The 22,135-nt window shown below is 66.9% G+C and carries 20 protein-coding genes; 11 read left to right on the top strand and 9 right to left on the bottom strand.

All coding sequences use genetic code 11. The features are described from left to right. Positions 1-4 precede the first annotated feature (4 nt). Positions 5-712 carry a poly-gamma-glutamate hydrolase family protein gene (locus K2F47_RS26435; protein WP_242908037.1) on the bottom strand — a complete coding sequence of 236 codons (708 nt, stop codon included), beginning with the start codon at positions 710-712 and terminating at the stop codon, positions 5-7. A gap of 193 nt (positions 713-905) precedes the next feature. Here K2F47_RS26435 and K2F47_RS26430 point away from each other — a divergent pair, with 193 nt between their 5' ends. After that, positions 906-1,730: an alpha/beta fold hydrolase gene (locus K2F47_RS26430; protein WP_242908035.1), complete on the top strand. Its 825-nt coding sequence runs from the start codon at positions 906-908 to the stop codon at positions 1,728-1,730. 23 nt (positions 1,731-1,753) lie between these two features. Further along, on the top strand, positions 1,754-2,611 hold the full coding sequence (locus K2F47_RS26425) for a helix-turn-helix domain-containing protein (RefSeq protein ID WP_242908033.1): 858 nt from the start codon (positions 1,754-1,756) through the stop codon (positions 2,609-2,611). A gap of 77 nt (positions 2,612-2,688) precedes the next feature. On the opposite strand, the gene K2F47_RS26420 is transcribed toward K2F47_RS26425, so the two are convergent. Both K2F47_RS26420 and K2F47_RS26415 read right to left on the bottom strand, forming a co-directional pair. Continuing rightward, positions 2,689-3,123 (bottom strand): YdeI/OmpD-associated family protein, encoded by a 435-nt coding sequence (locus K2F47_RS26420; protein ID WP_242908032.1) that lies wholly within the window; start codon positions 3,121-3,123, stop codon positions 2,689-2,691. A gap of 123 nt (positions 3,124-3,246) precedes the next feature. Then, complete coding sequence (locus K2F47_RS26415) at positions 3,247-3,660, bottom strand: VOC family protein (RefSeq protein WP_272497509.1); 414 nt, start codon at positions 3,658-3,660, stop codon at positions 3,247-3,249. Between the two features lie 129 nt (positions 3,661-3,789). On the opposite strand from K2F47_RS26415, the gene K2F47_RS26410 reads away from it, so the two are divergent. Together K2F47_RS26410 and K2F47_RS26405 are read left to right on the top strand one after the other, a co-directional pair. After that, positions 3,790-4,650 (top strand): sigma-70 family RNA polymerase sigma factor, encoded by an 861-nt coding sequence (locus K2F47_RS26410; protein ID WP_242908030.1) that lies wholly within the window; start codon positions 3,790-3,792, stop codon positions 4,648-4,650. Beyond that, entirely contained in the window at positions 4,647-5,129 is a 483-nt protein-coding gene (locus K2F47_RS26405) for a VOC family protein (protein WP_242908029.1), read from the top strand. The genes K2F47_RS26410 and K2F47_RS26405 overlap by 4 nt, the downstream gene beginning before the upstream one ends. Before the next feature lie 1,477 nt (positions 5,130-6,606). Here the strand turns inward: K2F47_RS26405 and K2F47_RS26400 are convergent. From K2F47_RS26400 to K2F47_RS26385, 4 genes are read right to left on the bottom strand one after another with little or no spacing between them, the layout of a single operon-like run. Beyond that, positions 6,607-7,953, bottom strand: coding sequence for a sigma factor-like helix-turn-helix DNA-binding protein (locus K2F47_RS26400; protein ID WP_242908027.1), 1,347 nt, complete (start codon positions 7,951-7,953; stop codon positions 6,607-6,609). Further along, positions 7,954-8,532 (bottom strand): hypothetical protein, encoded by a 579-nt coding sequence (locus K2F47_RS26395; RefSeq protein WP_242908025.1) that lies wholly within the window; start codon positions 8,530-8,532, stop codon positions 7,954-7,956. Positions 8,533-8,542: 10 nt separating this feature from the next. Then, on the bottom strand, positions 8,543-10,204 hold the full coding sequence (locus K2F47_RS26390) for a DEAD/DEAH box helicase family protein (RefSeq protein WP_242908023.1): 1,662 nt from the start codon (positions 10,202-10,204) through the stop codon (positions 8,543-8,545). Next, complete coding sequence (locus tag K2F47_RS26385) at positions 10,201-12,546, bottom strand: ATP-binding protein (RefSeq protein WP_242908021.1); 2,346 nt, start codon at positions 12,544-12,546, stop codon at positions 10,201-10,203. The genes K2F47_RS26390 and K2F47_RS26385 overlap by 4 nt, the downstream gene beginning before the upstream one ends. 366 nt (positions 12,547-12,912) lie before the next feature. On the opposite strand from K2F47_RS26385, the gene K2F47_RS26380 reads away from it, so the two are divergent. The 3 genes from K2F47_RS26380 (at position 12,913) to K2F47_RS26370 (ending at position 16,131) form a co-directional block, all read left to right on the top strand. Beyond that, positions 12,913-13,854 carry an Eco29kI family restriction endonuclease gene (locus tag K2F47_RS26380; protein ID WP_272497508.1) on the top strand — a complete coding sequence of 314 codons (942 nt, stop codon included), beginning with the start codon at positions 12,913-12,915 and terminating at the stop codon, positions 13,852-13,854. Between the two features lie 142 nt (positions 13,855-13,996). Continuing rightward, a complete protein-coding gene (locus K2F47_RS26375) occupies positions 13,997-15,271 on the top strand; it encodes a DNA cytosine methyltransferase (RefSeq protein ID WP_242908020.1) in 1,275 nt (424 codons plus the stop codon). Between the two features lie 137 nt (positions 15,272-15,408). Continuing rightward, positions 15,409-16,131, top strand: a complete 723-nt coding sequence (locus K2F47_RS26370) for a very short patch repair endonuclease (protein ID WP_308198464.1) — start codon at positions 15,409-15,411, stop codon at positions 16,129-16,131. Positions 16,132-16,191: 60 nt separating this feature from the next. Here K2F47_RS26370 and K2F47_RS26365 read toward each other — a convergent pair whose 3' ends face one another. After that, positions 16,192-16,512 carry a hypothetical protein gene (locus K2F47_RS26365; RefSeq protein ID WP_242908019.1) on the bottom strand — a complete coding sequence of 107 codons (321 nt, stop codon included), beginning with the start codon at positions 16,510-16,512 and terminating at the stop codon, positions 16,192-16,194. Positions 16,513-17,111: 599 nt separating this feature from the next. Further along, entirely contained in the window at positions 17,112-17,882 is a 771-nt protein-coding gene (locus K2F47_RS26360) for a transposase family protein (RefSeq protein WP_242908018.1), read from the bottom strand. Between the two features lie 663 nt (positions 17,883-18,545). Between K2F47_RS26360 and K2F47_RS26355 the strand changes: the two genes are divergently transcribed. The 4 genes from K2F47_RS26355 to K2F47_RS26340 all read left to right on the top strand — a co-directional run bounded on the left by K2F47_RS26355 (position 18,546) and on the right by K2F47_RS26340 (position 21,986). Beyond that, the gene (locus tag K2F47_RS26355) at positions 18,546-19,256 is read left to right on the top strand and encodes a glycosyltransferase family 2 protein (protein WP_242908017.1); all 711 of its coding nucleotides are present in this window, start codon (positions 18,546-18,548) and stop codon (positions 19,254-19,256) included. Then, positions 19,253-19,903, top strand: coding sequence for a TIGR04282 family arsenosugar biosynthesis glycosyltransferase (locus tag K2F47_RS26350; protein ID WP_242908015.1), 651 nt, complete (start codon positions 19,253-19,255; stop codon positions 19,901-19,903). The genes K2F47_RS26355 and K2F47_RS26350 overlap by 4 nt, the downstream gene beginning before the upstream one ends. Further along, entirely contained in the window at positions 19,900-20,562 is a 663-nt protein-coding gene (locus K2F47_RS26345) for a class I SAM-dependent methyltransferase (RefSeq protein WP_242908013.1), read from the top strand. Before K2F47_RS26350 ends, K2F47_RS26345 begins: the two co-directional genes overlap by 4 nt. Positions 20,563-20,639: 77 nt before the next feature. Continuing rightward, positions 20,640-21,986: a hypothetical protein gene (locus tag K2F47_RS26340; protein ID WP_242908011.1), complete on the top strand. Its 1,347-nt coding sequence runs from the start codon at positions 20,640-20,642 to the stop codon at positions 21,984-21,986. Positions 21,987-22,135: the final 149 nt, after the last annotated feature.

The raw sequence follows: 22,135 nt of genomic DNA, 5'->3' as shown, positions 1-22,135 counted from the left end.
TTTCTCAACAATCTCCGTTGGAGAGGGCCTGGTCGACCGCCTTGATGTATTTCTCGAAGGCCTCGGTGCGGTGGGCCGGGTCTTCGATCCAGGCGCGGTCGAGCCGGCCGTCCGTGAAGAACGCCTTGCGTTGGGCGGTGCTCAGTTCCAGTTGGACGCCCTTGTGACGGCGGTTCCGGTTGGCGATGTTGCGCGGGTTGTTCCCGTCGATGTCGTCGGGGGACGTCGGTGCGATCGCGAACCCGGCCTTGCCCAGCCGGCAGGCGACCTGTTCGCGCAGTTCGGCGTCCAGACCGCCGACGTAGGTCAGGGGCGTGCTGCCGCCCGCGCCGTGCCAGGAGACGGTGTAGTCGACCCGCTGGGCCAGCGCGAGTCCCCGCGGCTCGTCGAAACGCGTCGAGGTGATGTGCAGGTCCCCGTTCCCGGACGGCTTGATGCCCTCGAACGAGTAGTAGGCGTAACCGCTGTGGGACGCGGCGGCACGGTCCGCGAGCTGGGTGGTGCCCGGCTCGATCGCACCTCCGTGGATCGCGATGTGCGCGACCTTCGGCTCGCCGGGCGCGCGGAGCGTACGCCGGTAGTCCTGGCCCTCCTTCTCGTGCTGCGCGAGCTCGGCATAGTTCTGGTACTTGTCGTCCGCAGCGTGCGCGATCCCGCCCAGCCCGTACACGGCCACGGCGACGATCCCGGCGATGGACACGGCCTTCCTCATCCCCGACCTCCTCGTTGCGAAAGCCCAAGATCCCTTGCACGGAGACCCGACGCCAGTACGGACAAGGTTTGATCTTGCTTCCCGGCCTACGCTCCGGCAGCCCCCAGCACCGATGACGACACGCCCCGACAGCACATGGCTCCGGGAACATTTGTCCAAGACCGATGACCGGTGGCCCCTGCATAGTCCCGGTATGACTGAAGATGACGTCGGGCACGCGCATGGGATGCATGTGGTCCGCGACGGCCCGCGGGAGGCGCCGCCGCTGTTGCTCATCCACGGCTCGGGGGCCTCGGGCGCTTCGTGGGGGCCGATGGTTCCGGCGCTCGCCCGCCACCACCACCTCGTCCGCGTCGACCTTCCGGGCTGTGGCAAATCCCCGCCCGCGCGGTCCTACGACGTCCCCGGGCAGGCGGGCCGGGTGGCGGCGCTGCTGGACGACCTCGGCCTCGGCCGCGTCCTCGCGGCCGGGCACTCCAGCGGCGGATACGTCGCCACGGCGCTCGCCGAGCGGCGTCCCGACCTGGTGGGGTCGATCGCGCTGATCAGTACCGGCCCGAGTCTCGACGCGCTCCTACCGCAGCCGTTGATCCTACGAGTGCTGCTGGGCCCGCCGTTCGGCCGGCTCATCTGGTCGAGGCGTCCGGAAGCGTGGATCCGCAAAGGGATCATGGCGACGGCCGCCCGTCCCGTGGACGTCCCCGACGACCTGGTCGCCGAGGTCCAGGGGACCACCTACCGTGCGTTCCGGATGGTGATGCGCGAGAACACCGCGTACATCACCGAGCGGAGCGTCCCCGAGCGCCTCGCCGACCTGGAGGTCCCGGTGCTGGCGATCGTCGGCGCGGCCGACCCCCGCTGGGACCCGGCGTCGGCGCGGCAGTACGAGGCGGTCCCGAACGTCCGGGTCGAGTCGCTGCCCGACGTCGGGCACCTGCCCATCATCGAAGCGCCGGAGGAAACCGGCGAACTGCTGCTGGCCTTCGCGGCGGCGGGCCGCGACACACCGTCCCTGTGATCCTCCCGGCATAAGCTGGTCCCGTGACGCCGATCGGGACACCTCCCGACTGGGCGCGGGTGGACATCGCGGTCCCGCGCCCGGCGGACCGGCTGCCGGGGGTCAGCATGGCCGGGTTCGGTTCCCGCGCCCCGGGGCTCGTGGACATCGCCATGGTCCCGCACCCCTGCGTCACCGTGCTCGTCGACCTGGGCGAGGGGGGCGGCCTCGCCTACCACGCCCGCGGTCAGAGCGAGCGCGGCAGCATCGTCGTCGGGCTCCTCCCCGGCGAGTTCCGGGTGGCCGGGCGCGGGGAGGGCGAATACCTCCAGCTCAGGCTGGAGCCCGTCGTCGCGGCCGCGGTGTTCGGCGCGTCGACCGAGCTCAGTGGGACGATGGCGCCCCTCGAAGAGCTCTGGGGCCGCGACGCCCGCCGCGCCGAGGACGGGCTGCGCGCCGCCGCGTCGTGGGACGAACGGTTCGCGATCGCGGCCGAGCTCCTCGGACGGCGGCTGGACGCCCGCTCACGGGTCGATCCGGAAGTCGCCCACACCTGGCGGCGGACGTCCACCAGCCGGGGACGCGTGCGCGTCGACGACCTGGCGGGCGAGGTCGGTTGGAGCCGCAAGCGCCTCTGGTCCCGCTTCCGGTCCCAGCTCGGCATCACCCCCAAACGCGCCGCCCGGCTGGTGCGGTTCGACCACGCCGCCCACCTCCTCGCGGCGGGCCACACGCCCGCGAGCGCCGCGACCGAGAGCGGCTACGTCGACCAGTCCCACCTCCACCGCGAGGCCAGGACGTTCACCGGTCTCACGCCCACCGCCGTGGCCGCCGCGCCGTGGCTCTCGATCGACGACGTCGCATGGCCCGCGTCATCGGCACGACCACCCGTCCCCTCGTGAATCGGCCTGTCACCAGGTGCTTCGCGGATCAGGGCGACCCATAACGATGATTTTGCCCGGGGTCTCGCTTCGAAGCCTCAGCCCCGCAAGGTCGCGATGGCCTTCTCGATGCGCCGAAGGCGTGTCTCGGGCCTCTTCGCGCTCTCGATGGCGCGGACGTGCTCGCGCTTGCGGCCGTCCGGGAGGGCGTCGTAGGCGGCGCGGGCGGCGGAGTCGCCGTCCAGGGCTCGGGCGAAGTCCGCGGGCTCGACGACGACGCGCGGCTCGGTGTCGAGCTCCAGCTCGACCTCGACCTCCTCGCCGATCTCGACGCCCGCGGCCTGCCGGTTGGCCTTGCTGAGGCCGAGCAGGTGGCGGCCGCGCATGATGGCCACCCGGCTCCTCCAGGAATGCCCGTTGACGGTGATCGTCACCGGCGGCCGCGCGCCTCCGCCGAGCGCCTCCACCACCTCGGGTGGCACTTCGAGCCCCCGCATGGGCTCGGGTGGCTCGACCTGGGTCCGAAACTTCATGATCTTCCTCCCCGCTGTCCCCCCGACTCGCCGCCGAGCCGGCTCTCCCCGCTCGTCCATCGCCGCGTCCGGGACGGCCACGGCGCGCGCCCCGCCGCGCCGTCCCGGACTGCCGTGAGTCGGCTACTCCGCGTAGGGCTGGTCCGTTCCCTGGGAGCTGTACCCGAGACTCCAGATGTAGCCGTCCGGGTCGGCGAAGGTGCCGCCGTACCCGCCCCACGGCAGGGCGCCGGCGGGCTTGAGGATGGTGGCGCCGGCCTTCTGCGCCTCCGCCATGACCTCGTCGACCCGCGCCTCGCTGCGGACGACGTAGGTCAGCACCAACCCGCTGAAGCCGCTGCCCTCCGGGCTCGTGCCCATCTGCTTCGCCAGGCCCTCGCGGCCGTAGAAGCCGACGGGCGAGGCTCCGTCCGACTCGAAGAACACCGAGATGCCGTAGTCGTTCTTGATCTTCCAGCCGAGCCCCTCGGTGTAGAACTCCTTGGCCCGGTCCATGTCTCGGACACCGAGAAGAATCGAACTGACGTGCGCTTTCATACTCTGCCTCCCTGCGCTTCAGGTGTATGTAACGACCGGCCGGACGTCCTGAGTCAGGACCCGGCTGTCACATCGACGTGGTTTCGCCGGTCAGTAGGTATGACAGAACCGGACAGAGGAACGTGACAGATGGCTGAACCCGACTGGCTGAGCGAACGGTTCGTCGAGCACAAGGACCACCTGCATGCGGTGGCCTACCGGATGCTCGGCTCCTCCAGCGACGCCGAGGACGCGGTGCAGAACGCGTGGCTGCGGGTCAGCCGCGCCGACACCGACCAGGTGGAGAACCTGGGCGGGTGGCTGACCACGATCGTCGCCCGGGTCTGCCTGAACATGCTCGAAGCGCGCCGGGCCCGGCGCGAGGAGTCGGCGGGGTCGCTGCCGCCCGAGCCGGCCGCGCCGCAGCGGAACGGCCAGGCCGGCCCCGAGGACGAGACGCTGCTGGCCGACTCGGTCGGTGTCGCGCTGACGGTGGTGCTGGACAAGCTCACCCCCGCCGAACGGCTCGCGTTCGTCCTGCACGACGTCTTCGCCCTTTCGTTCGCCGAGATCGGCGCCATCATCGACCGCTCTCCCGTGGCGGCCCGGCAACTCGCGAGCCGGGCCCGGCAGCGGGTGCGGGGAACGGCGGACGCGTCCGATGCCGCGCGATCGCCGAAGCGGGAGATCGTCGAGGCCTTCCTCGCCGCGTCCCGCGGTGGAGACTTCGCCGCCCTGCTCGACCTGCTCGATCCGGACGCCGTGGCCGTGGAGGTCCGCGGCGCCCGCGAGGTGGCGGCCTTCTTCGCCGGACGGGCTCAGGCCGCCCGGCTCGCCCTGGTCGACGGCGTCCCGGCGGCCGTCTGGTCGCACCGCGGCCGGCCGAGGGCCGTCTTCACGTTCACCGTCCACGACGAGAAGATCACCCGCATCGCCATCGACACCGTCCCCGAGCGGATCAACGCCCTCGACATCGTCTTCCTCTCCGCCAGCGGCAAGGAGCGGGGTTGACCGGCACGGACCTGAAGCTCTCGTCCTGCGCCCTCACCGTCCACGACGTCGACGAGATGCTCGACTTCTACCGCGACGTGCTCGGCTTCGAGGTACGCGACGACGCCGGATCCGAGGGGACGCGGCGGGTGAGCGTCGGCCCGCCGGCGCAGCCGGACGTGCGCGTCCTCCTCCAAGCGCCCGGCACGCAGCCGAGCATCTCACCCGCCGACCGGCAGACCATCGAAGACCTCATCGCCAGGGGCCTGCTGAGCGGCGGTCTCGTCTTCGTGACCGGCGACTGCGACGCCACCTTCGAACGTATCGAGGCCGCGGGCGCCGAAGTGATGCAAGAACCGATCAGCCGGCCCGACGGCGTCCGCGACTGCGCCTTCTTCGACCCCTCCGGCAACACACTGCGCTTCACCCAACCGCCCCCGGCCGTCAAGACGCTCACCCAGCCGCAGGCACAAGTCACAACAGCCCGCCGAACCCCCTAAACACGACCACACAAGCGCGGCCCCACGTCAGTCGACAAGCTTCGCGCCCTCAACACCCGCGCCAACGCCGTCCATGCCACGAAGTAGATCAAAGAAACCGAGCAGAAACAGCAAGTGGAAGCCAAGGTCATCCCGGCTTCCACATGTGCAAATGGTGTGTGTCCGAGGGGCGACACGCCCCGACAGCACATGGCCAGCCCATTCACCGCTCGGCGCGTCCCACCGCATTTCGATTGGCACATAGCCTGCAGCGGACCCATCAGATTGTATGAGCCCGCACGCTCCGAATCTGGTCGCGCTGTCGTTGCTGATCGGTGTCGCGGGCCTGCGCCCTCGACGGGCCGCTCGGTTCCGGGAGCGAGCGGGGCGGCCGCAGCTCGGGCTATCCGCCGTGCGGTGATCTTGTCTCCGAGGTCGCGGATCGCCTGCAGCGGGGGGCGATCCACACCAGGCCCGCCGCAACGACCGCCTCCGCGAAGTTTGCCCTGGGGCGCCTCACGGCGAAGCACCTCCTCACCGCGGTGAAGAGGGATGCGGTCACCTCGCTGCCGCCTCCGTCGCGCAGTGTCCGGGCGGCAGCGAGGTCCTGAACAGGGCTACTTGTCGTCGTCTGAGTCCTGCGGTGGGCGACGCGAGAGCCGGTAGAAGCTTTCCCACGCCCCGAGCCAGACGGCGATCAGGGCGGCTGACGGAGGATAGAGGTAGGTGGCGAGTGTCAGTGCGCTGGCACCCCCGATCATGGCGGACATCCGCCTCCACCTGCGGGGATGACGCGGGGGCTTCTCAGGCGGGGTTTGACTTCCTCCCGGGCTGGAAGGCACATTCATGGGTGGTCTGACCTCCTGATACGAACCGGTGGGGTGGTTGGGCTGTCCGGCGGTCCTCCGTTCGCCGCGGAGGACCGCCCCTCGCTGCGCTGGCCTCTGACATCAAGGCCATGCGTTCACTGAAGGTGGTGAGCCGAGCGTTGGATCGAGGGCCGAGCGTTCCCATGCAGGTCGGGAGGAAGGGGTCGTTCCCCTTCCTCCCGACCTGCATGGGAAAATAAACCCGGTGTGCAAGCACATCGAATTATGGTTACGCCCTGGCCCGGGATGAACTAGATGCAAGTGGAACGAATCTCCCCGTGCCGTGGATTACGTGCGCGAATTATCCATGACTGTCCTTAAGCGTGCGCCCTATGAACGGGAGCATTGAACCCGCACGTCAACACGCTCGAGCCGCAGCGGAAATTTCTGCGGCAACCGCTTTAGGTGCAGGCTTAATAGAACGCCTCTATCTCTCGGGAAGACGGCGATCCTGGTGACATCTGATGCTCACTCCGGTTACATAGCGGCCTCCTTGATATAGCTTGAAAGCAAAGGTACTCCTGTTGATCGAGAGGGCAAAGGGGTGCTTGCGAAATTGATGAAGGTTGCGCTACCTGTGAATCTCATGGGGCTTGGGTGCTGCGCGTCGCTCCCGCGGGAGCTCGGGATCACGCTTCTTGGAGGTGCCATTGAGTTGGACAGGTTTCGCGGGCGCAGGCGTGTTCGAGTCGAGCCGAGCCTTCCTCCAGCCGAAGCACCACTGCCAGTTCGCACCCTTCGGCCAAGCCCATGGACTCGACGTGGGCCCGCAGACTGGAGACCTGCGCGGCGCTGGTATTGCGCGTCACCGTCAGATCGCCGGAAGTCCCGATGAGGTTGAACGTCCGGGACATTGGGGCCTGGCGCAGCCCCAAGTGCCAAGTGACCCAGCGATGTATGACCACACTGCTACCACGGAGCAGGTCCTTATCCACAGGGATCCTGAAGCCCAGGACCTTCCCGGCCAGGTCAACGACAACGTGGTCAGGGCGCCTGGGTTCACTCTCCTCCACGGGCGTGGCGCCACGTTCGACGAGATCCCACATGCCGTCGGCGGTGATCCCCACACGGTCGCTGAGCAGACACTGCGCGACGCGGTTATAACCTACGGGGTAGCGTCGCCGAGTCTCGGTGATGAGACGGGCCTTAGGTATCGGGCCGAGTTCGGCGAGCACCGCGAGTACTACCTCAAGAGTGGTGCGGTATTCGCCGACACCGTTGAGCGGCCACTCCTCCAACGCCCACGTTCCCTCGGGGCGGATCTGGCGGAACCGATCGTCCCTCCGTAGGGACTCCCGTACGGCTCGATGCCCCTCTCCGAGCGCGGCCACGATCTCGTCGAGGAAACGCGGGGCGCCTTCCTCCGCCAGCCAGAGGTATGCGGCATCGCGGGAGCGTGCTCCGCGCCTTACCCACACGCCCCGCTCGGCACGTGTCAGGGGACTCTTCTCGTGGGAAGCGACTGACTCGATCGGTACGGCGTCCGGGATGCCAAGGACGACGGCGCGGAAACGGAGTTCGGCCGACCGGTACGGGCCGTTCTTCGCTAGGTCACGAAAGAGCTTGTCTAGCTCACCGGGCAGACGGGTCCAGAACCCCTGAAGTGCGCCCGCCCAAGTACGCGGGCTCTCGAAGCCGAGAGCCCGCAGAAGTGTGTAACGGGCCGTTCCCTCCGGGTCGGGGAAGATTTCTCGGAGTGCGGTGTCCGGCACGGCAGGCGCGTCAAGGAACAACTCGTCGATCTGCTCGCGCCAGCCTTCCTCGACCTCGCGGGCGGTTGTGACCAAGGCCTCACTGGCCGTACGGATGATCTGACGGGCGCGCTCACGAGTGACAAAGTGAACGCGCCCGATCGCCTCAAGGGTCTGATTGCCGCGACGGCGTGCCAGCATGTCTCGAGCCCGATCGTCCAGAGCCGCCCATGCCGTCGACAACCAGTGAGCGTCGACGAACAGTCGGTTCTGGAACGCTGGCATTCAGACCCCTTCCACGTGAACCACTCGTACCTGGCACTGTTGGGCAACGCGACGGTGAAATGCCTTCATATCTTCGGGGATCGGGTTCTCGAAGGAGCCTAGTGCGCACAAGACCCAGGGCATCTCATTGCCCTCGGCTTTGGCTTTGATCGCAGCCCAGACGAGGTGTTTGAAGTCTTTGAAGGGAGCCCATGTGAACATGACTTCCTCCTCGCCCTTGTAGACACGGAGTCGAAGAGGCTTGATATTCCTGGTCTCTATGTCCGCTTCCCAGTCTTCGCCGAGAGCGCTCCGAACCAGTTGGTTGGCGCCAGCGGTGGGGTTGGATACGTACTGAGCGTAGGTCCCCACACCGAATCTGGCGCGGGCGAACTCCTTCATGGGGCCGTCTTTGATCCAAACCCTCGCTTGTGCGGCGGGCATGAACTCTGTCAGCCTCCCTCCGATCTCAGGGTTCTGCACCCACTGGTTGTACGTCTCGGTCCGCCTCTGGTCAGGAAGGTAGATCCAGTCGATCTCCTCAGCCTCTTGAAAAAGACGTCGAACGATCTTGCCCTGAAGTCGCTGGTTGATTGTCACAGGAGGGTTCCTAGAGGGGTGGGGGGAATTGAAGCCGTACTTCGTCGGCTGCGGTTTCCAGGCTTGCGGCGTCCTGGATCCAGTGGTCGAGGAGGGTGCCCGCAGTCTCGTCGTTGAACTCGATACGGGACCCAGACGGAAGTCGGAGCCGGAGATGCTCGGCCTCGGTGGCTTCGAGTGAGCGCTTGAGGTCCAGTGTGGCGGCGACTCGGCGGATGTCCGTCACGAAGTCCAATACCTTGAGCGCCTTCTTGCCTGGGCTCAGCCGTAGGCCACGTCCGAGCTGCTGTACGAAAATCCGTCTGCTATGAGTGACGCGTAGGAAAGCGATCAGGTTGACGTCGGGGACGTCGACTCCCTCGTTAAAGACGTCGACGCAGGTGATGATCGGCACTCGGCCGAGCCGGAACTCGTTCAGCAGGATCTGGCGCCGTTGTCTTGGCAGCCCGCTATGCAGGAAGGACGCCCGGTGCCACGCGGTGTCCGACAAGGACAGCAACGTAGCGATCCGCTCCGCGTGCTCGATGGTCTGGCAGAACAGGATGGCCCGTGGGTCCGGGGTCTGTCGCCACGTCTCCCGGAACTGCTCGACGATCTCTTCGTCGCGCTGAGGCAGGAACAGGGCTCGGTTGAGTTCCTTGATCGAGTATCCATGCTGACTCATCTGCCGGACCGTCTCCCAGTCGAGGTTGTCGACGAAGAGCCTGTAGTCGACTGCGGAAAGGTATCCAGCGGCCATCCCTTCGGCGATACCCATCATAAAGCTCGCTGGGCCGAAACGTGCCGTGATATCGAACTTGTCGCCACGCCACGGGGTAGCGGTCACTCCGAACTGGGCCGCGTCGCCACACAGATCTAGCAGATCCGCGAACCTTCCGTTCTCGCTGACGTGATGGGTCTCATCGACCATGATGAGACTCGGGCGCCAGCCCGCGCGGACCACGCCAAGGACCGACTCGACCGTGCCGACTAGGACGCCATCGTACGAGGGTGGCTTGTTGTCGCCTGTGAGAAGGCGTGTCGGAATGGCCTTGCTCAGATGTCGCCACAGTGCCCGTTCCAGCTGCTCTACTAGTTCCTTGGTGTGCGCGACCACGAGGATTGGTAGCTTCGGATCCGTTTCGAGGTACCGACGGATAACCGCTCCGCCGACAACGGTCTTGCCCAACCCGGTGGCCAGTACCAGCAGGGCCCTGCCGGTGCCGTTCAGGTCGGCCAGGATCGCCTCGGCCGCCGAGAGTTGGTAGCCACGCAACTCATACTGCTCGGCTACCCGATCGGGCATGCGCTCCCAGATCGCCCCCAGCGTGGGGCCGTCCCATACCGAGATCTTGATGCCAACCGTTTCGAGCGCGCGTCGGCGCTCTTCGGCTGATCTCGCGAGTCCCGTGTTGGTGACCAGCACCGACCTGTCGGCGCCATAGCGAGTGTGGGCTCGCTCAAGGTCGTCCACACCTTCGCGATCTATTGGCCGGTTCGCGGACCATTTGCATTGGAAGACCCACTGCTCACGGCTGCGCACCGCCAGCAGGTCAGCGCCACCGTCACCGGCGCCATCCACTACACGCACGTCGACGAAACCCAGGTGCCACAGTGCGCGCTCGACCGCGCGCGGTAGTCCGCGAGGCCCTCCTTCCAGGAGAGCCTCGGCCGAGAGGAGCCCACCCGTCATGCTTCCGCCACGAGTTCGTCGGCGAGTAGCTGGATACTGAGCCTGGTCCGCTGAAGCTGCTGCGGACCGAGGTCAACAGTGAAGCTCACCAACGTCGCGATGTCGTTGAGGTAGCCAGACAACCTCGCCAGGCTGAGCCGCTGCGCCGAAGGGGAGGAGAGCGAGGCGTACGGGCCGGCGAAGACCTTCCCGTCCATGAATGCCTCAGGCCACTCCTCCAACAACTTCACCGTGAAGAGAGGCGGAGCGTACAGCAGGAACTCCCCAGTCTCCCCAAGCTTCTGAGTGAGCATGACCTGACCGTTCGCGATCATCTCGTTCTCTGTGGCCGTCAGTTCGTCGGGGGACAGGTGTTGGAAGGCTCGCCCGGGATCGGGTTCGATCCTGGCGGCCATCATCCTGCGGACGTCGGTTAGCAACTCCCGAGCTTGCCTGAAGACCACATCCATACGCAGCGCCGAGTCGGGCAGGCTGTGGGCCCGGAGTGACGAGACCAACTGGGCGTAGGTGAGGTCACTATCAGCCTTGACCTTGAGAATTGCGGCGATCTCCACTACCAGTAGTTCGGCCGCGTCGACTCCCAGCTTCGCGAAAGCGTCGTGGGCGGGGTCCAGGAAAGCAGTCGCGGTGCCGCCGGGTCCTTGGACCAGGAGCGCGGGTGTGGGTTGTCCGTTGTCGTCGCGGAGGCTGAGCGTCCTGAGCCTGCGGGTCTCGACGACAAGGTCACCGACCCGCGGGATTCCGAAGTCCCGGGTCAGCTCAGGAACGATTATGGAGTCGGCGTGGTAACGCTCGATTCGTTCCTGGGCGGTCTCCTTCGAGGGCTTGGGTGATGCCGCCACGGCCTTGGGCGGAACTAGAGCCGAGTCGCTCGCTACATCGGGAGCGCCGTCGGAGTTGACACCGAGTGCTTCCAGCACGGCGAGCTCATCAGGCCTGTTCTGGGAGACCCCCTCGACCTTCGCGAGCTTGGCCCTCTTGCTCTGCTCCTCGTGATTGACCACGGCTTCCCACCACCGTTGATCACTCTGAAACTCAGAGTCTCCTCGATGGAAGAGTTGCGCCCAGCGGCGGGTCAAGTCATGGATCGGCCGGGTCCCGTCACCTGGGACGAGGCAACGCATCCCCGCCGCGTTCCTCCGGTATCCCTTGAAGAGGAGCCCGAGCGGGCTTGTGTTCTCTGGGTAGCCCAGTCTCTTGGCCTTCTCGGGTTGAAGAGGACCGACCCCCCGCAAGAAGTCCACGGCGGCACGCCAGCCGCGGTCGCTGTACTCAAACGCGTTCTTCTGGTAAGTGACCGGCACGTGATCGAGGTGGATCTCTCCAATCAACCGGCCTCCTTGGTTGGCTAGCTCGATCGGATACTCGGTGTCCACAGCGCCAAGTGGGTCATTGGGGTTCTTCCAGTCGAACAGCCGCTTGTCCCACTGGAGGATCTTGCGGCCGTTGCGTAGGAAATCAATACCGAATTCGCGCTTGTCCAAATGGCGCTGGACACCAAGCCAGCCATGGATCCGCCGCTCACGCAGAGTGAGGCGGTCGCCACCGCACTGGTCGCACGTTCCCTTGTCAGGCGTCTGCCAGTTTCCACAATTGGCGCAGGCTTCCGCTGGTTCGAAGGTCTCATCGATGGGGATGTAGGCAGGGATCTTCTGTGAGGAGGCGCCGCTGCCGTAGATCACGTGCCGGTCGTCACCCCACCGGCAGTGGCGCCGTGGCCTGACTCGCTGTCCCTGCACCCAGAGTTCGAAGGGCTGGTTGTCGAGGATCCATGAGTAGGTGCGCCCCAGCGTGTCACGGAGGTTGCTCGCGTTGCGCCGAAGCCAGTCAGCGCGTTCGGGATGAAGGCCGCTGATCTCGATACGAGTCCCGTGCTCGTTGAGGTCCGTCTTTGGCTCAGTGATGTCGCTGGCCTCGAAATCATCCCCGATACGGTCGAGGTCGATCTCCACGCCGATCCACTGATCGTCCCCTGGCCGGGTGGTCAGAACTCGTGTGCGACGCCCCAAACGAGCGGTGCTGACGTTGAAGCCCATGCCGAAGAGACCGAGCTTGTCGAATCGATCGTTGCTGGACCACCCGGCCCGGACGGATTGCTCCAACCGTTCGTAGCTCATGCCGCGCCCGGTGTCCGTGACCTTCACGACGGCGTCAGAGGGCTTGGCTCCGGGACTGGGCAGTGCGACACTGATCTTGAAGCCCCCGGCCCAAGGCACTCCCGAGCGTACGATCTCGGTAAAGTCATCCAGGGAGTTGTCCACCAACTCGGCGACGCACTGCCACTCATCGAACTCAATCTCTCCCAGCATCCGGAGGATGCGGGAGGACGGTGTGATCTTCAACGGCCCTCCTGTCTCTGATCCTCGGCTGGGCGCGCCACCCCTCGGCACCGCCGAAGGGTGGCGCGCGCAAGCATCGGGATCGAGTTGGCACCGATGATATGCGGTGGGACCGACGAGGTTGCAGTTGTTCTTGCATATTTATGCGAATTGTGTTAGAGGTGAATCGCTCCAGCCGCACCTCTCGCTCGGCGCTCCCGCGGAGGCCCTTCGCTCGGGCCCTTCGCCTGGCGAGGTGACGATCGCCTGGCGAGGTGACGAACTAGCTCACATCACCTTAGGTCAGGGGCTGCTCATCGCGCTGGACGGACAGAGGCGGGTTGACTCAAAGATTGATTTCTGTCAGGGATTTCGCGATAGCCTCTGATCATGCCTTCTCGGATCAGCCGCAACTCCACTCCCGCGCGTCCCAAGGAGATCGGCGACAGATTCGATCCACTGAGCTTGGATCAACTGAGCCGGAATCTTCGAGAGGCGTTGGACGACCAACCTCGGATCCCCCTGAAGTCTCTTCCTTCGTTCCCTGGAGCCGGTTTGTACGCGCTCTACTACACGGGGTCTCTCCCACTCTACGAGCGGTTGAAGGACGGCGACGTTCCGGTGTACGTCGGCAAGGCCGAAGCAGGGAACAGCAGCTATGGCGATCCTCCTGACGAGGCGAAGCCCGCCCTGTACGACCGGATCGTCGGCAAGCACCGGGTGAGCCTCGAAGAGGCGTCGGCAGAGGACTGCGGGGGGAACCTCAACTTGACCGACTTCGACGTGCGAATCCTGCCCCTCGACGACGTATGGATCGTCCTCGGCGAGCGAGCGCTTCTCCGCGCGTACTCTCCCGTTCTCTGGAACACGCTCATACCCGGGTTCGGCGCGAACCCATCCGGAACCGCACGAACCAACGCTCGATCCATCTGGGACACGATTCATCCTGGACGGCCTCGCGCGGCCAACCGGACCTGCAACCGGCGCTTCACCCGCGCGGAGATGGAAGATCGTATCCGCGACGGGATCGCGATCTCTCTTCTGCCGGAAGAGGATCCGCAGCGCGAGGCTCGAGTTCGAGCGGTGCGTTGGCGGCGCGCGAACATGATCTGGTCTCCCGCGAAGAAGGGGGCGAGCGACCAGCGCCTCCGTGTCTACAGGGTGGACGCGTTCATCGCCGAGAACGCCGCGCTCGGTGTCGACATCGGCCCGAACGACTGGGTGGACGCTCGCGGAGACACGGCTAGCGCGCAGCCTGATCCCGAGGAAGCGACGGAAGGCAATGTTCTCGACGCGGAGCACGGGGAAGTCGCTGAAGACGAGGCGGGCTGACTCCCGGAGACGGGGAGGCGCGCCGCGTTGTCCACAACGCTCGTGGCGGCCCGGCGCGCGCTGCTGTCGGTGGAGCGGTATGACCTGAAAATTCTTCGACGGGCGGGTCGCAAGATCCACAACTCCGCGGTATGCTTTCGCCATGTCTGAGCAGGAGCAGGGGGCAGGCAACGACCGCACGAGCGTGGAGTTGTTTGCTGGGGGCGGGGGGCTGGCCCAGGCGGTCGAGCGAGCGGGCTTCCGGCCGCTCCTGTTCAACGAGTTCGCCAAGCGGGCCTGTGAGACGCTCCAAGCAAACGGGGCCAAACTGCTAGACGAGGGACAAGTCCCGAACATCCCCGAACCCGGTCAGCCTTGCCCGCTCAAGTCCGGCGACATTCGCAAGGTCGATTTTGACCACCTGAAGGATAAAGTTGATATTCTGGCTGGCGGCCCCCCATGTCAACCGTTTAGCCTTGGCGGCGTAGCCAAAGGTGACGAGGATGAACGAAACATGTTCCCTGAGATGTTTCGAGCTATCCGCGAAATGGAACCCAAGGCTGTTATATGTGAAAATGTTCGAGGGTTGCTGCGCCCTTCCTTCAAGCCATACTTTGAATACATTCTCCGAGAGATGCAACTACCCTTCGAGGAGCGCAGTGAGAGTGCTGCCTGGCAAGAGCATGACGCGATCTTGCGGCGGCGTATCGAAGACGGTTCCTCTGATTCACGCCGACGTTACCAGGTCTTTATGAAGCCCGTGAACGCGGCGGATTACGGTGTACCTCAGATTAGGCACAGAATCATCATTGTGGCCTTTCGGGCCGACCTCGGTGTCGACCTTGAAAAATTTGAAAAACTTGTCTCGGAGACTCACTCGAACGACGCCCTCATACATTCCATGACCAATGGAGAGTACTGGGAACGTCATAAAGTCAGGAAGAAGGTTCGGGAGAAAGTCATGGCGGATCTCCCCCCTGAGGCTCTAGTTTCCGACGGCCTCAAGCCGTGGAGAACCCTACGTGACGCGATCGCCGGCAACTTCGAGAATGAGCCAAAGCTTCCAGACATCAAAGATGAGCAGCTGAACCGTGAACCTCGCAAGGTCCGGGGTGTAACAGAGCATATTGGCTGGCCCGGCGCCCGGATCTATGATGGGCACACCCCCAACGTGCTCGACCGTCCCGCCAAGACCGTCAAGGCCGGTGTCCACGGGGTACCTGGAGGTGAGTCCGTCATGTTGCGTGACGACGGGACTCACCGCTACATGTCGGTCCGCGAGACGGCACGCGTCATGACCTTCCCCGACACGTGGAAGCTTGAGGGGCCCCGCGGTGAGCAGATGAGGCAACTCGGCAACGCGGTGCCCGTCCTGCTTGGCGAGGTCTTCGCTAAGGCGGTGGCCCAAGTACTCGACGAGGCAGAGGCCCAGCGGTGACCGCTCTCGAAAGCGCTGACCCCGGACGCTGGAAGGATAAGCCGCCGCCTGACAGGGCTTGGAAGGGGCGACCAGGGCAAAACAGGGCCGCGCGGACCGCGGAGCAGGATCGCGCGGCGGGTGGCCGTGAGCGCCGCATGGTTGATCTTGATGATGGGCGTATCGCGTGCGCGTCAATCGCGTTGCGGCTGCCGCGCAAGAACCGGCGTATACGAGCCTATCTTCGCTGGTCAGATAAGGGACGCTCGCCTGAGGTGTACGTTGGTGAGGTAGACCAAGAAACACGGGCGAAGAACTTGGCGCAAGCATGGAAGATGGCAGCGGCCAAGGGACTTCTCAAAGAGACACCAGAGCCGACGGAATCCTGGGCGAGTTCGCCTGCAGTTCGTTCGGTGATGCGCGGTAATCGCAGCCGGGATACCAAGCCGGAACTCGCGTTGAGGTCGGCTGTCCATTCGCTTGGACTTCGATACCGCATCGACCGGCGTCCCATCCCGGAGATTCGACGGACTGCCGACTTGGTGTTCGTTGGCGCGAAGGTCGCAGTCTTCTCCGATGGCTGCTTCTGGCATGGTTGCCCTGAACATCATCGCCCCGCCAAACGCAATAGCGAGTTCTGGTCCGCCAAGATAGAGCGCAATCGTGAACGGGACAGAGAGACCGAGCGGAAGCTATCCGAAGCCGGCTGGATGGTGGTACGAGTATGGGAGCATGAAGATCCCGTCGAGGCCGCCACTCGAGTGCGAGAGATCGTTCGGAGTCGAGCCCATCGTGGAAGCCGCCACCAACCAAGGCCGAAGCTCGAAGCGGGGCAGGGCGAGGAAGAGCAGCTCCGGCAGCTACGATGGCCGTTTCGGTGATCTTGCCTAAGCAGAAGTCATCATCGCCATCTGTGGCGATTTCGCTTTCTCCGCGTCCGGCTAACCGACATCCTCTCCGCTGTTCGAAGGCTCCCTGTGGCCGTCAGCGAGATCAAGATCGACTTCGGATGGTGGCGAGGGCTGCCGCTGTAGTGGCGTGACCCGGCCGTCGTGTCCGGCTGGATCACCGAGATCCAGGCCCAACGCGCCGTCCACCAGGCCAGGCTCCGCGAGATCACCGGAGAGCGGCCCCACCGCCTCACCAAGGAGGAGATCGTGACCCTCACCACCACGTTCGGCGACCTGCTCAAGGTTCTGCGCACCGCCGACCCTGCGGACAAGGTCCAGATCTACCGGAACCTCGGGCTCCCCCTCATCCACGACCCTGCCCCGAAAAACAGTGATCACCCGAGCGGAACCGGGCGATCATGTACAAAAATGTGTCCGAGGGGCGACACGCACCGACAGCACATGGCCCCGCTGGTGTCCCATCGGGAAACCGCTTCTAATCACGGTCGGGGCGTAACCGGCCGTACACCATTCTACCTCAGCGAACGTGCTGCGGCCGGGCATCGCCGATCGCGAACGCTGCCATCACCGAGATTGAAGTGAGATCCGCGCCCACTTCGGGCGCTGTGACCACCTCACCGTCAACAATGCGCACCTCTGGCACTCGGCCTTGCACCCCTCTACATCGCATGCAGGGACTGACAGGGCGTGGTCGGCGCAGGAAAGGGTGAAGAAAGTGTGGCGCATTGGTACATGGGCAGTGTCTTCGCGGCGTGCGACGGGCGTCGGCGCACTCAGGGTAAGGATCTTAGTGCACGCTCAGCAGCAAGTACTGCTAGGCAGTGAAGTTCTGTCAGTGCCCGTAGCAACAATTGGGCACCGGCAGAGTCTCGTCGAGGGAGAGCCATGGCAGAGCGCGGCCATAGCTACAACGCTGGGGTCACAGCAGCCCTGCATGCACTGAGCCTTTTTCAGCGTGATGCGGTCTCGCGGAGTTGCAAGGTGTGGATGGCGTTGGCGAGGTGTCCGGCGCGGTTGGGGCAGCAGCGCAGCTTCCGCAGGATCCTCCATGACTTGAGCTGGGCGTTCGCGCGTTCGCCGGGCCCGCGGAGCCTGGCGTGTGCGCGGTTGGCGTCCTTCTGGCGCTCGGGCTTGTCACGTCCTTTGTAGGGCGTGAGGATGTGCACGCCGGCGCCCTGGTAGGCCTTATCGGCCAGCACGAGTAGCCCGGTGGCGGCCAGTGCTCGGATGAGGCCCCAGATCCTGGCCGCGGTCAGGTCGTGGACCGATCCGCGCAGCGGTCCCGACACCCACAGCAAGGTCCCGTCCGGTGCGGCGATGACCTGGAGGTTCATGCCGTGGCGGCGATGCTTTCCCGAGTAGTAGGGCCGGTCGGCGGCGACGCGGTCGATCGAGATCAGGGTGCCGTCCAGCACCAGGTACGGCAGCCCGGCTTTGACCGCTTTGGCCATGGCCGCGCCGAGCCTGGGCGATCGGGCGGCGAGCAGGTCGACGGTCTCGTTGACATAGCGCCACGCGGTGGTGGTCGATACTCCGAATCCGGCGCCCGACTCGGCGTAGGTCTCACCCTTGCGCAGGTAGACCAGGGTCATCAGAGCCTGCATGCCCGGAGGTAGGCACCGGCCCTTGCTGCCCAGAGCCCGGCGGTGGCGGCGGACGACACCGGTGGCGTAGGCCAGGGTCCGACGTGACAACGACAGCGAAGCACGGTACAAAAGCACGTGAAGCCTCTGGTGGGAACGGGACGTTGTGAGAGACCAACCGTCCTACCAGGGGCTTCTCAACGTCCGGCACCGCCCACGCCGCCCGCGATCAAGCTGTGATCATCACACACCCAACTGCCGCTGAAAAGGCTCACTGTGCGGTAGGCGCTGCTACTGGCCAGACTGCAATGAACCGGTCATCCGATTCGTTGAGGACCGACCGGTCAACAACCTTTTGGCGGCGGAGTGCGCACGCCGCAGCGGGTCCACAGCGGAAGTGATGTGAGTCACATTGGTGCGTAGCGAGCAAGCCGCGCCTCTTCCGGCTCCGAATCACTGGAGAGGGCCGGAACACCTCTGGCCCGGGAGGGGTCGATGGCGCCAGAGAGGAACGGGCGACGGGCGATCGCGGTGATCTGGGCTGGAGCGCCCGAGGTGCGCGTGCGCTGGAGTCGGCGCACGGAACCGCTCCTAGGCCGGTCACTGATCGCGATGCCCACTTCCTCGCCGACGGCACTCTGCCGAGGCGCACGTGGCAACTGTGCCGGCTGCCTGCCTACCAGCGGGCTCGGGCTCGAACCGAGGGCGGTTCGCGCGGCTGTCCTGCGGCAAAGATCTTACTCCTGGTGATTATATGACTGCTATGCGGGCACGCAATCAGCCCGTAACGGGGGTGATCGCATGAATGCAAGTAGCGCCGGACATGTGATCGACGTGGTGCTTCCGTGTCTCAACGAGGCGGAGGCGTTGCCGTGGGTGCTGTCGCGGATGCCCGCGGGATTCCGTGCCCTAGTGGTCGACAACGCCTCCACCGACGAGTCCGCTCGTGTGGCCGCCGACCGCGGCGCCGAGGTCGTCGCGGCGCCGACGCGTGGGTTCGGCGCCGCCTGCCACGCCGGGTTGCTGGCGGCCCGCAGCGAGGTGGTGTGCGTGATGGACGCCGACGCCTCGCTGGACCCGGCCGAACTGTCCCGGCTGGTTGGCGCACTTGACGGACTCCAATCCGTGAGCAAGGCCGAGGAGCCGGTCAGGCCCGGACTGGTGCTGGGGCGCCGTCGTCCGGTCGGACGTGGCGCGTGGCCGCCGCACGCCCGCCTCGGCAACGCGGTGCTCGCGCGGTCGCTGAACCGGCGTGCCGGGACCCGGCTCCATGATCTCGGCCCGATGCGCGCCGCACGCCGCGCCGAACTGCTGGCGCTGGGCGTGGCGGACCGCCGTTTCGGCTACCCGTTGGAGATGGTGTTGCGCGCTGCCCGCGCGGGGTGGCGGATCGCCGAGGTCGAGGTGGCCTATCGTCCCCGTACCGGGACCTCGAAGGTGACCGGGACCCTGGGGGGTACAGTCCGCGCCGTCCGCGACATGCGTCGCGTCCTGCTGGAGGTCACCCCGTGAGCGCCGCGCCGGCCTCGGACCTGGTCGTGATCGCCAAGGAGCCCCTTCCCGGGCAGGTGAAGACGCGCTTGACGCCCGCCTACACTCCCGCCGAGGCCGCGGCGCTGGCCGAGGCGGCGCTGGCCGACACCTTCGCCGCGGTCGCCGCCGCTCCCGCCGGCCGCCGCACCCTCGCGCTCGCCGGCACGCCCGGGGCGTGGCTGCCGGAGGGGTTCCATGTGATCGCGCAGCGCGGCGGCGGCCTGGCGGAGCGGCTCGCGCACGCCTTCGCCGACGCCGACGACGGCCGCCCGCTGGTCCTGATCGGGATGGACACCCCGCAGGTCACGCCCGCGCTCCTCGCCCGCGCGTGCCGCGCCCTGCGCCGAGCCGACGCGGTGTACGGGCCGGCAAGCGACGGCGGGTTCTGGCTGCTGGGGCTGCGCCGCCCCGACGTGCGGCTGCTGTACGGCGTGCCGATGTCGCGTTCCGACACCGGCACGCGGCAGCTAGCGCGGCTGGAGGCGGCCGGGTTGGATGTGAGGCTGTTGCCGGAGCTGACCGACGTGGACACCGCCGCCGACGCCGCCGCCGTCGCCGCCTCCGCCCGGCGGGGCCGGTTCGCGGCGACGGTGCGGATGCTCGGAGTCAGGAGCATCCCGGCGTGATCGGTGAACTGTACGAGGAAGCGCTGCAAGGGCGCGCACCGGTGGAGATCGAGCACTCCGACGGGAGCCGCCGGCCGCTGCCGATCCAGGACTGGCTGACCCTGCGGCCCGGCGACGGCGGACTGCTGGCCCGGTGCGCGGGCACCACCTTGGACGTCGGGTCGGGAGCAGGACGGCTGACGGTGGCACTGGCCCAGCGCGGCGTCCCCGTGCTGGGCATCGACGTCGTCCCCTACGCGGTGGCGCTCACGGTCCAGGCAGGAGGGCCCGCGCTGTGCCGGGACGTGTTCGGGCTGGTACCCGGCACCGGACACTGGCACACCGCGCTCCTGGCCGACGGCAACATCGGCATCGGCGGCGACCCGCAGACGCTGCTGCGGCGGGTCCTCGACCTGCTCGCCCCCGGCGGACGCGTCCTGATCGAGGTAGGACCACCGGGGTCGGACTCCCAGATCGAGCCGTTGCGGCTGCGCGCTCCCGGCAGGGTCGGCGAGTGGTTCAACTGGGCGCGGGTATCGGTCGATGCGATCCATGGCGTCGCCACCGGTTGCGCCGCGACCATCACCGGAACCTGGCAGGAGGCGGATCGGTGGTTCGTCGCCCTGCGCTCCGCAACGTTCCGTCCAGCGCTGGCACCCCGTCCGGCTGGGCGGCCGTGACCCTTACCGATCCCCGGCCGCGCCACACCGGAACCGGCCCGCCCGGACCGCGCGCGCGGCGAGCCGGCCGGATCGCGGTGGCCGTGTGGGCCGCCGGGATCGCCGCGGCGTTCGCCGTCGGGTGGTGGCGGCGACGGGCGGGACTGGCGCCCGAGGACCCGCTCCCGCCGCTGTTCGCCCACGCCAGGTTGCTGACCTGGCAGATGCTGCCCGCCGCGGCCGTGGCCGCGGTCGCCGTCGCGGCGCTGCCGGCGCTGGCACGACGGCTTCGCTGGCCGACGGCACTGTTGGCGGCCTGGGCGATCGCGGCGCTGTGGGCGGTCGCGCTGGCCGCCGCCGACGGGGCGGACGCGCTGACTCAGCCGCTGAAGGCGCCGACCGAGTATCTCGCCGGACTACCGCAGCTCAGCCCGGATCCGCTGGCATGGCTGGCGACCTTCAGCGACAGGCTCGGCGGCTACACCACCCAGGTACGCGGCCACCCACCGCTGCCCATGCTGGTGCTGTGGCTCCTGCAAGAGGCCGGGCTCGGCGGGACGGGCTGGGCGGCGGTGCTCCTCATCGGCTCGGGAAGCTCGGCGGTCATCGCGATCGCCGTCACGCTGCGGTGCCTGGCCAGTGAACGGGTCGCCCGCGCCGCCGTGCCATTCCTGGTGCTCGCGCCGCCGGCGCTGTGGATCGCTACCACGATGGACGCCTTCTTCCTCGCGACCGGCGCGTGGGGAACCGCGCTGCTGGCGGTGGCGACCGCCCGCAGCAACCGGTACGGCGACCTCGTGGCCGCCATGTTCGGCGGGATCCTGCTGGGCGCGCTGCCCTACCTCAGCTACGGCCTGCTGCCGCTCTACGCCGTGCCGCTGGCCGTGGTGGTGCTCAGCCGCCCGCGCCCCCCGGTCCTGGTCGCGCTGGCCTGCGGCTTGGGCGCCGTCCCGGCCCTGCTCACCGCCGGCGGGTTCTGGTGGTGGGACGGGGTCCGCGCCACCCACGAGACCTACCTGATCAGCCGCGGATCGGCGCAGCGTTCCTTCGCCTACTACGCCTTCGCCGACTTCGCCGTCCTCGGCCTGCTCACCGGCCCCGCCATCGCCTACGCACTCCCGGGGGCGCTGCACACGCTCCGGCGGAGCCCCCGTGCCCTCCTGTCAGGGTCGGGGGCGCCAGGGCCGTCGACGGGTTCGAAGATCGACTCAGCGGCCGCGCACCCGAACCTGCCGATCGCGCTCCTGGTCGGAGCGGCGCTGCTCGGCACCTTCGCGCTGGACCTTTCAGGAGTGACCAAGGGTGAGGTCGAACGGATCTGGATCCCCTACGCCGCCTGGATCATCCCCGCCGCCGCCCTGCACCGCCTCCCGGCACGCGGCTGGCTGGCCGCACAGGCGCTGACCGCGCTGACCGTCCAGGCCCTCGTCCTGTCCCCATGGTGACCACCGGCCCGCGACCAACCCCGGCGTACCCGGCCGGAACGATCACAGGCGAGATCGACGACGGCCTCAAAGAGGCCCCGGAGATGACAGCCGCGCTCGGCAAGCAGACCGTGGGCCGAGGTGTCCCGGCCCGTCTACCGCCATGAGAT

It is taken from the genome of Actinomadura terrae, assembly GCF_022751215.1.
Lineage (GTDB): Bacteria > Actinomycetota > Actinomycetes > Streptosporangiales > Streptosporangiaceae > Spirillospora > Spirillospora terrae.
The sequence above is the reverse complement of the archived record's forward strand: the minus strand, read 5'-3'. Positions and strand labels throughout refer to the sequence as shown.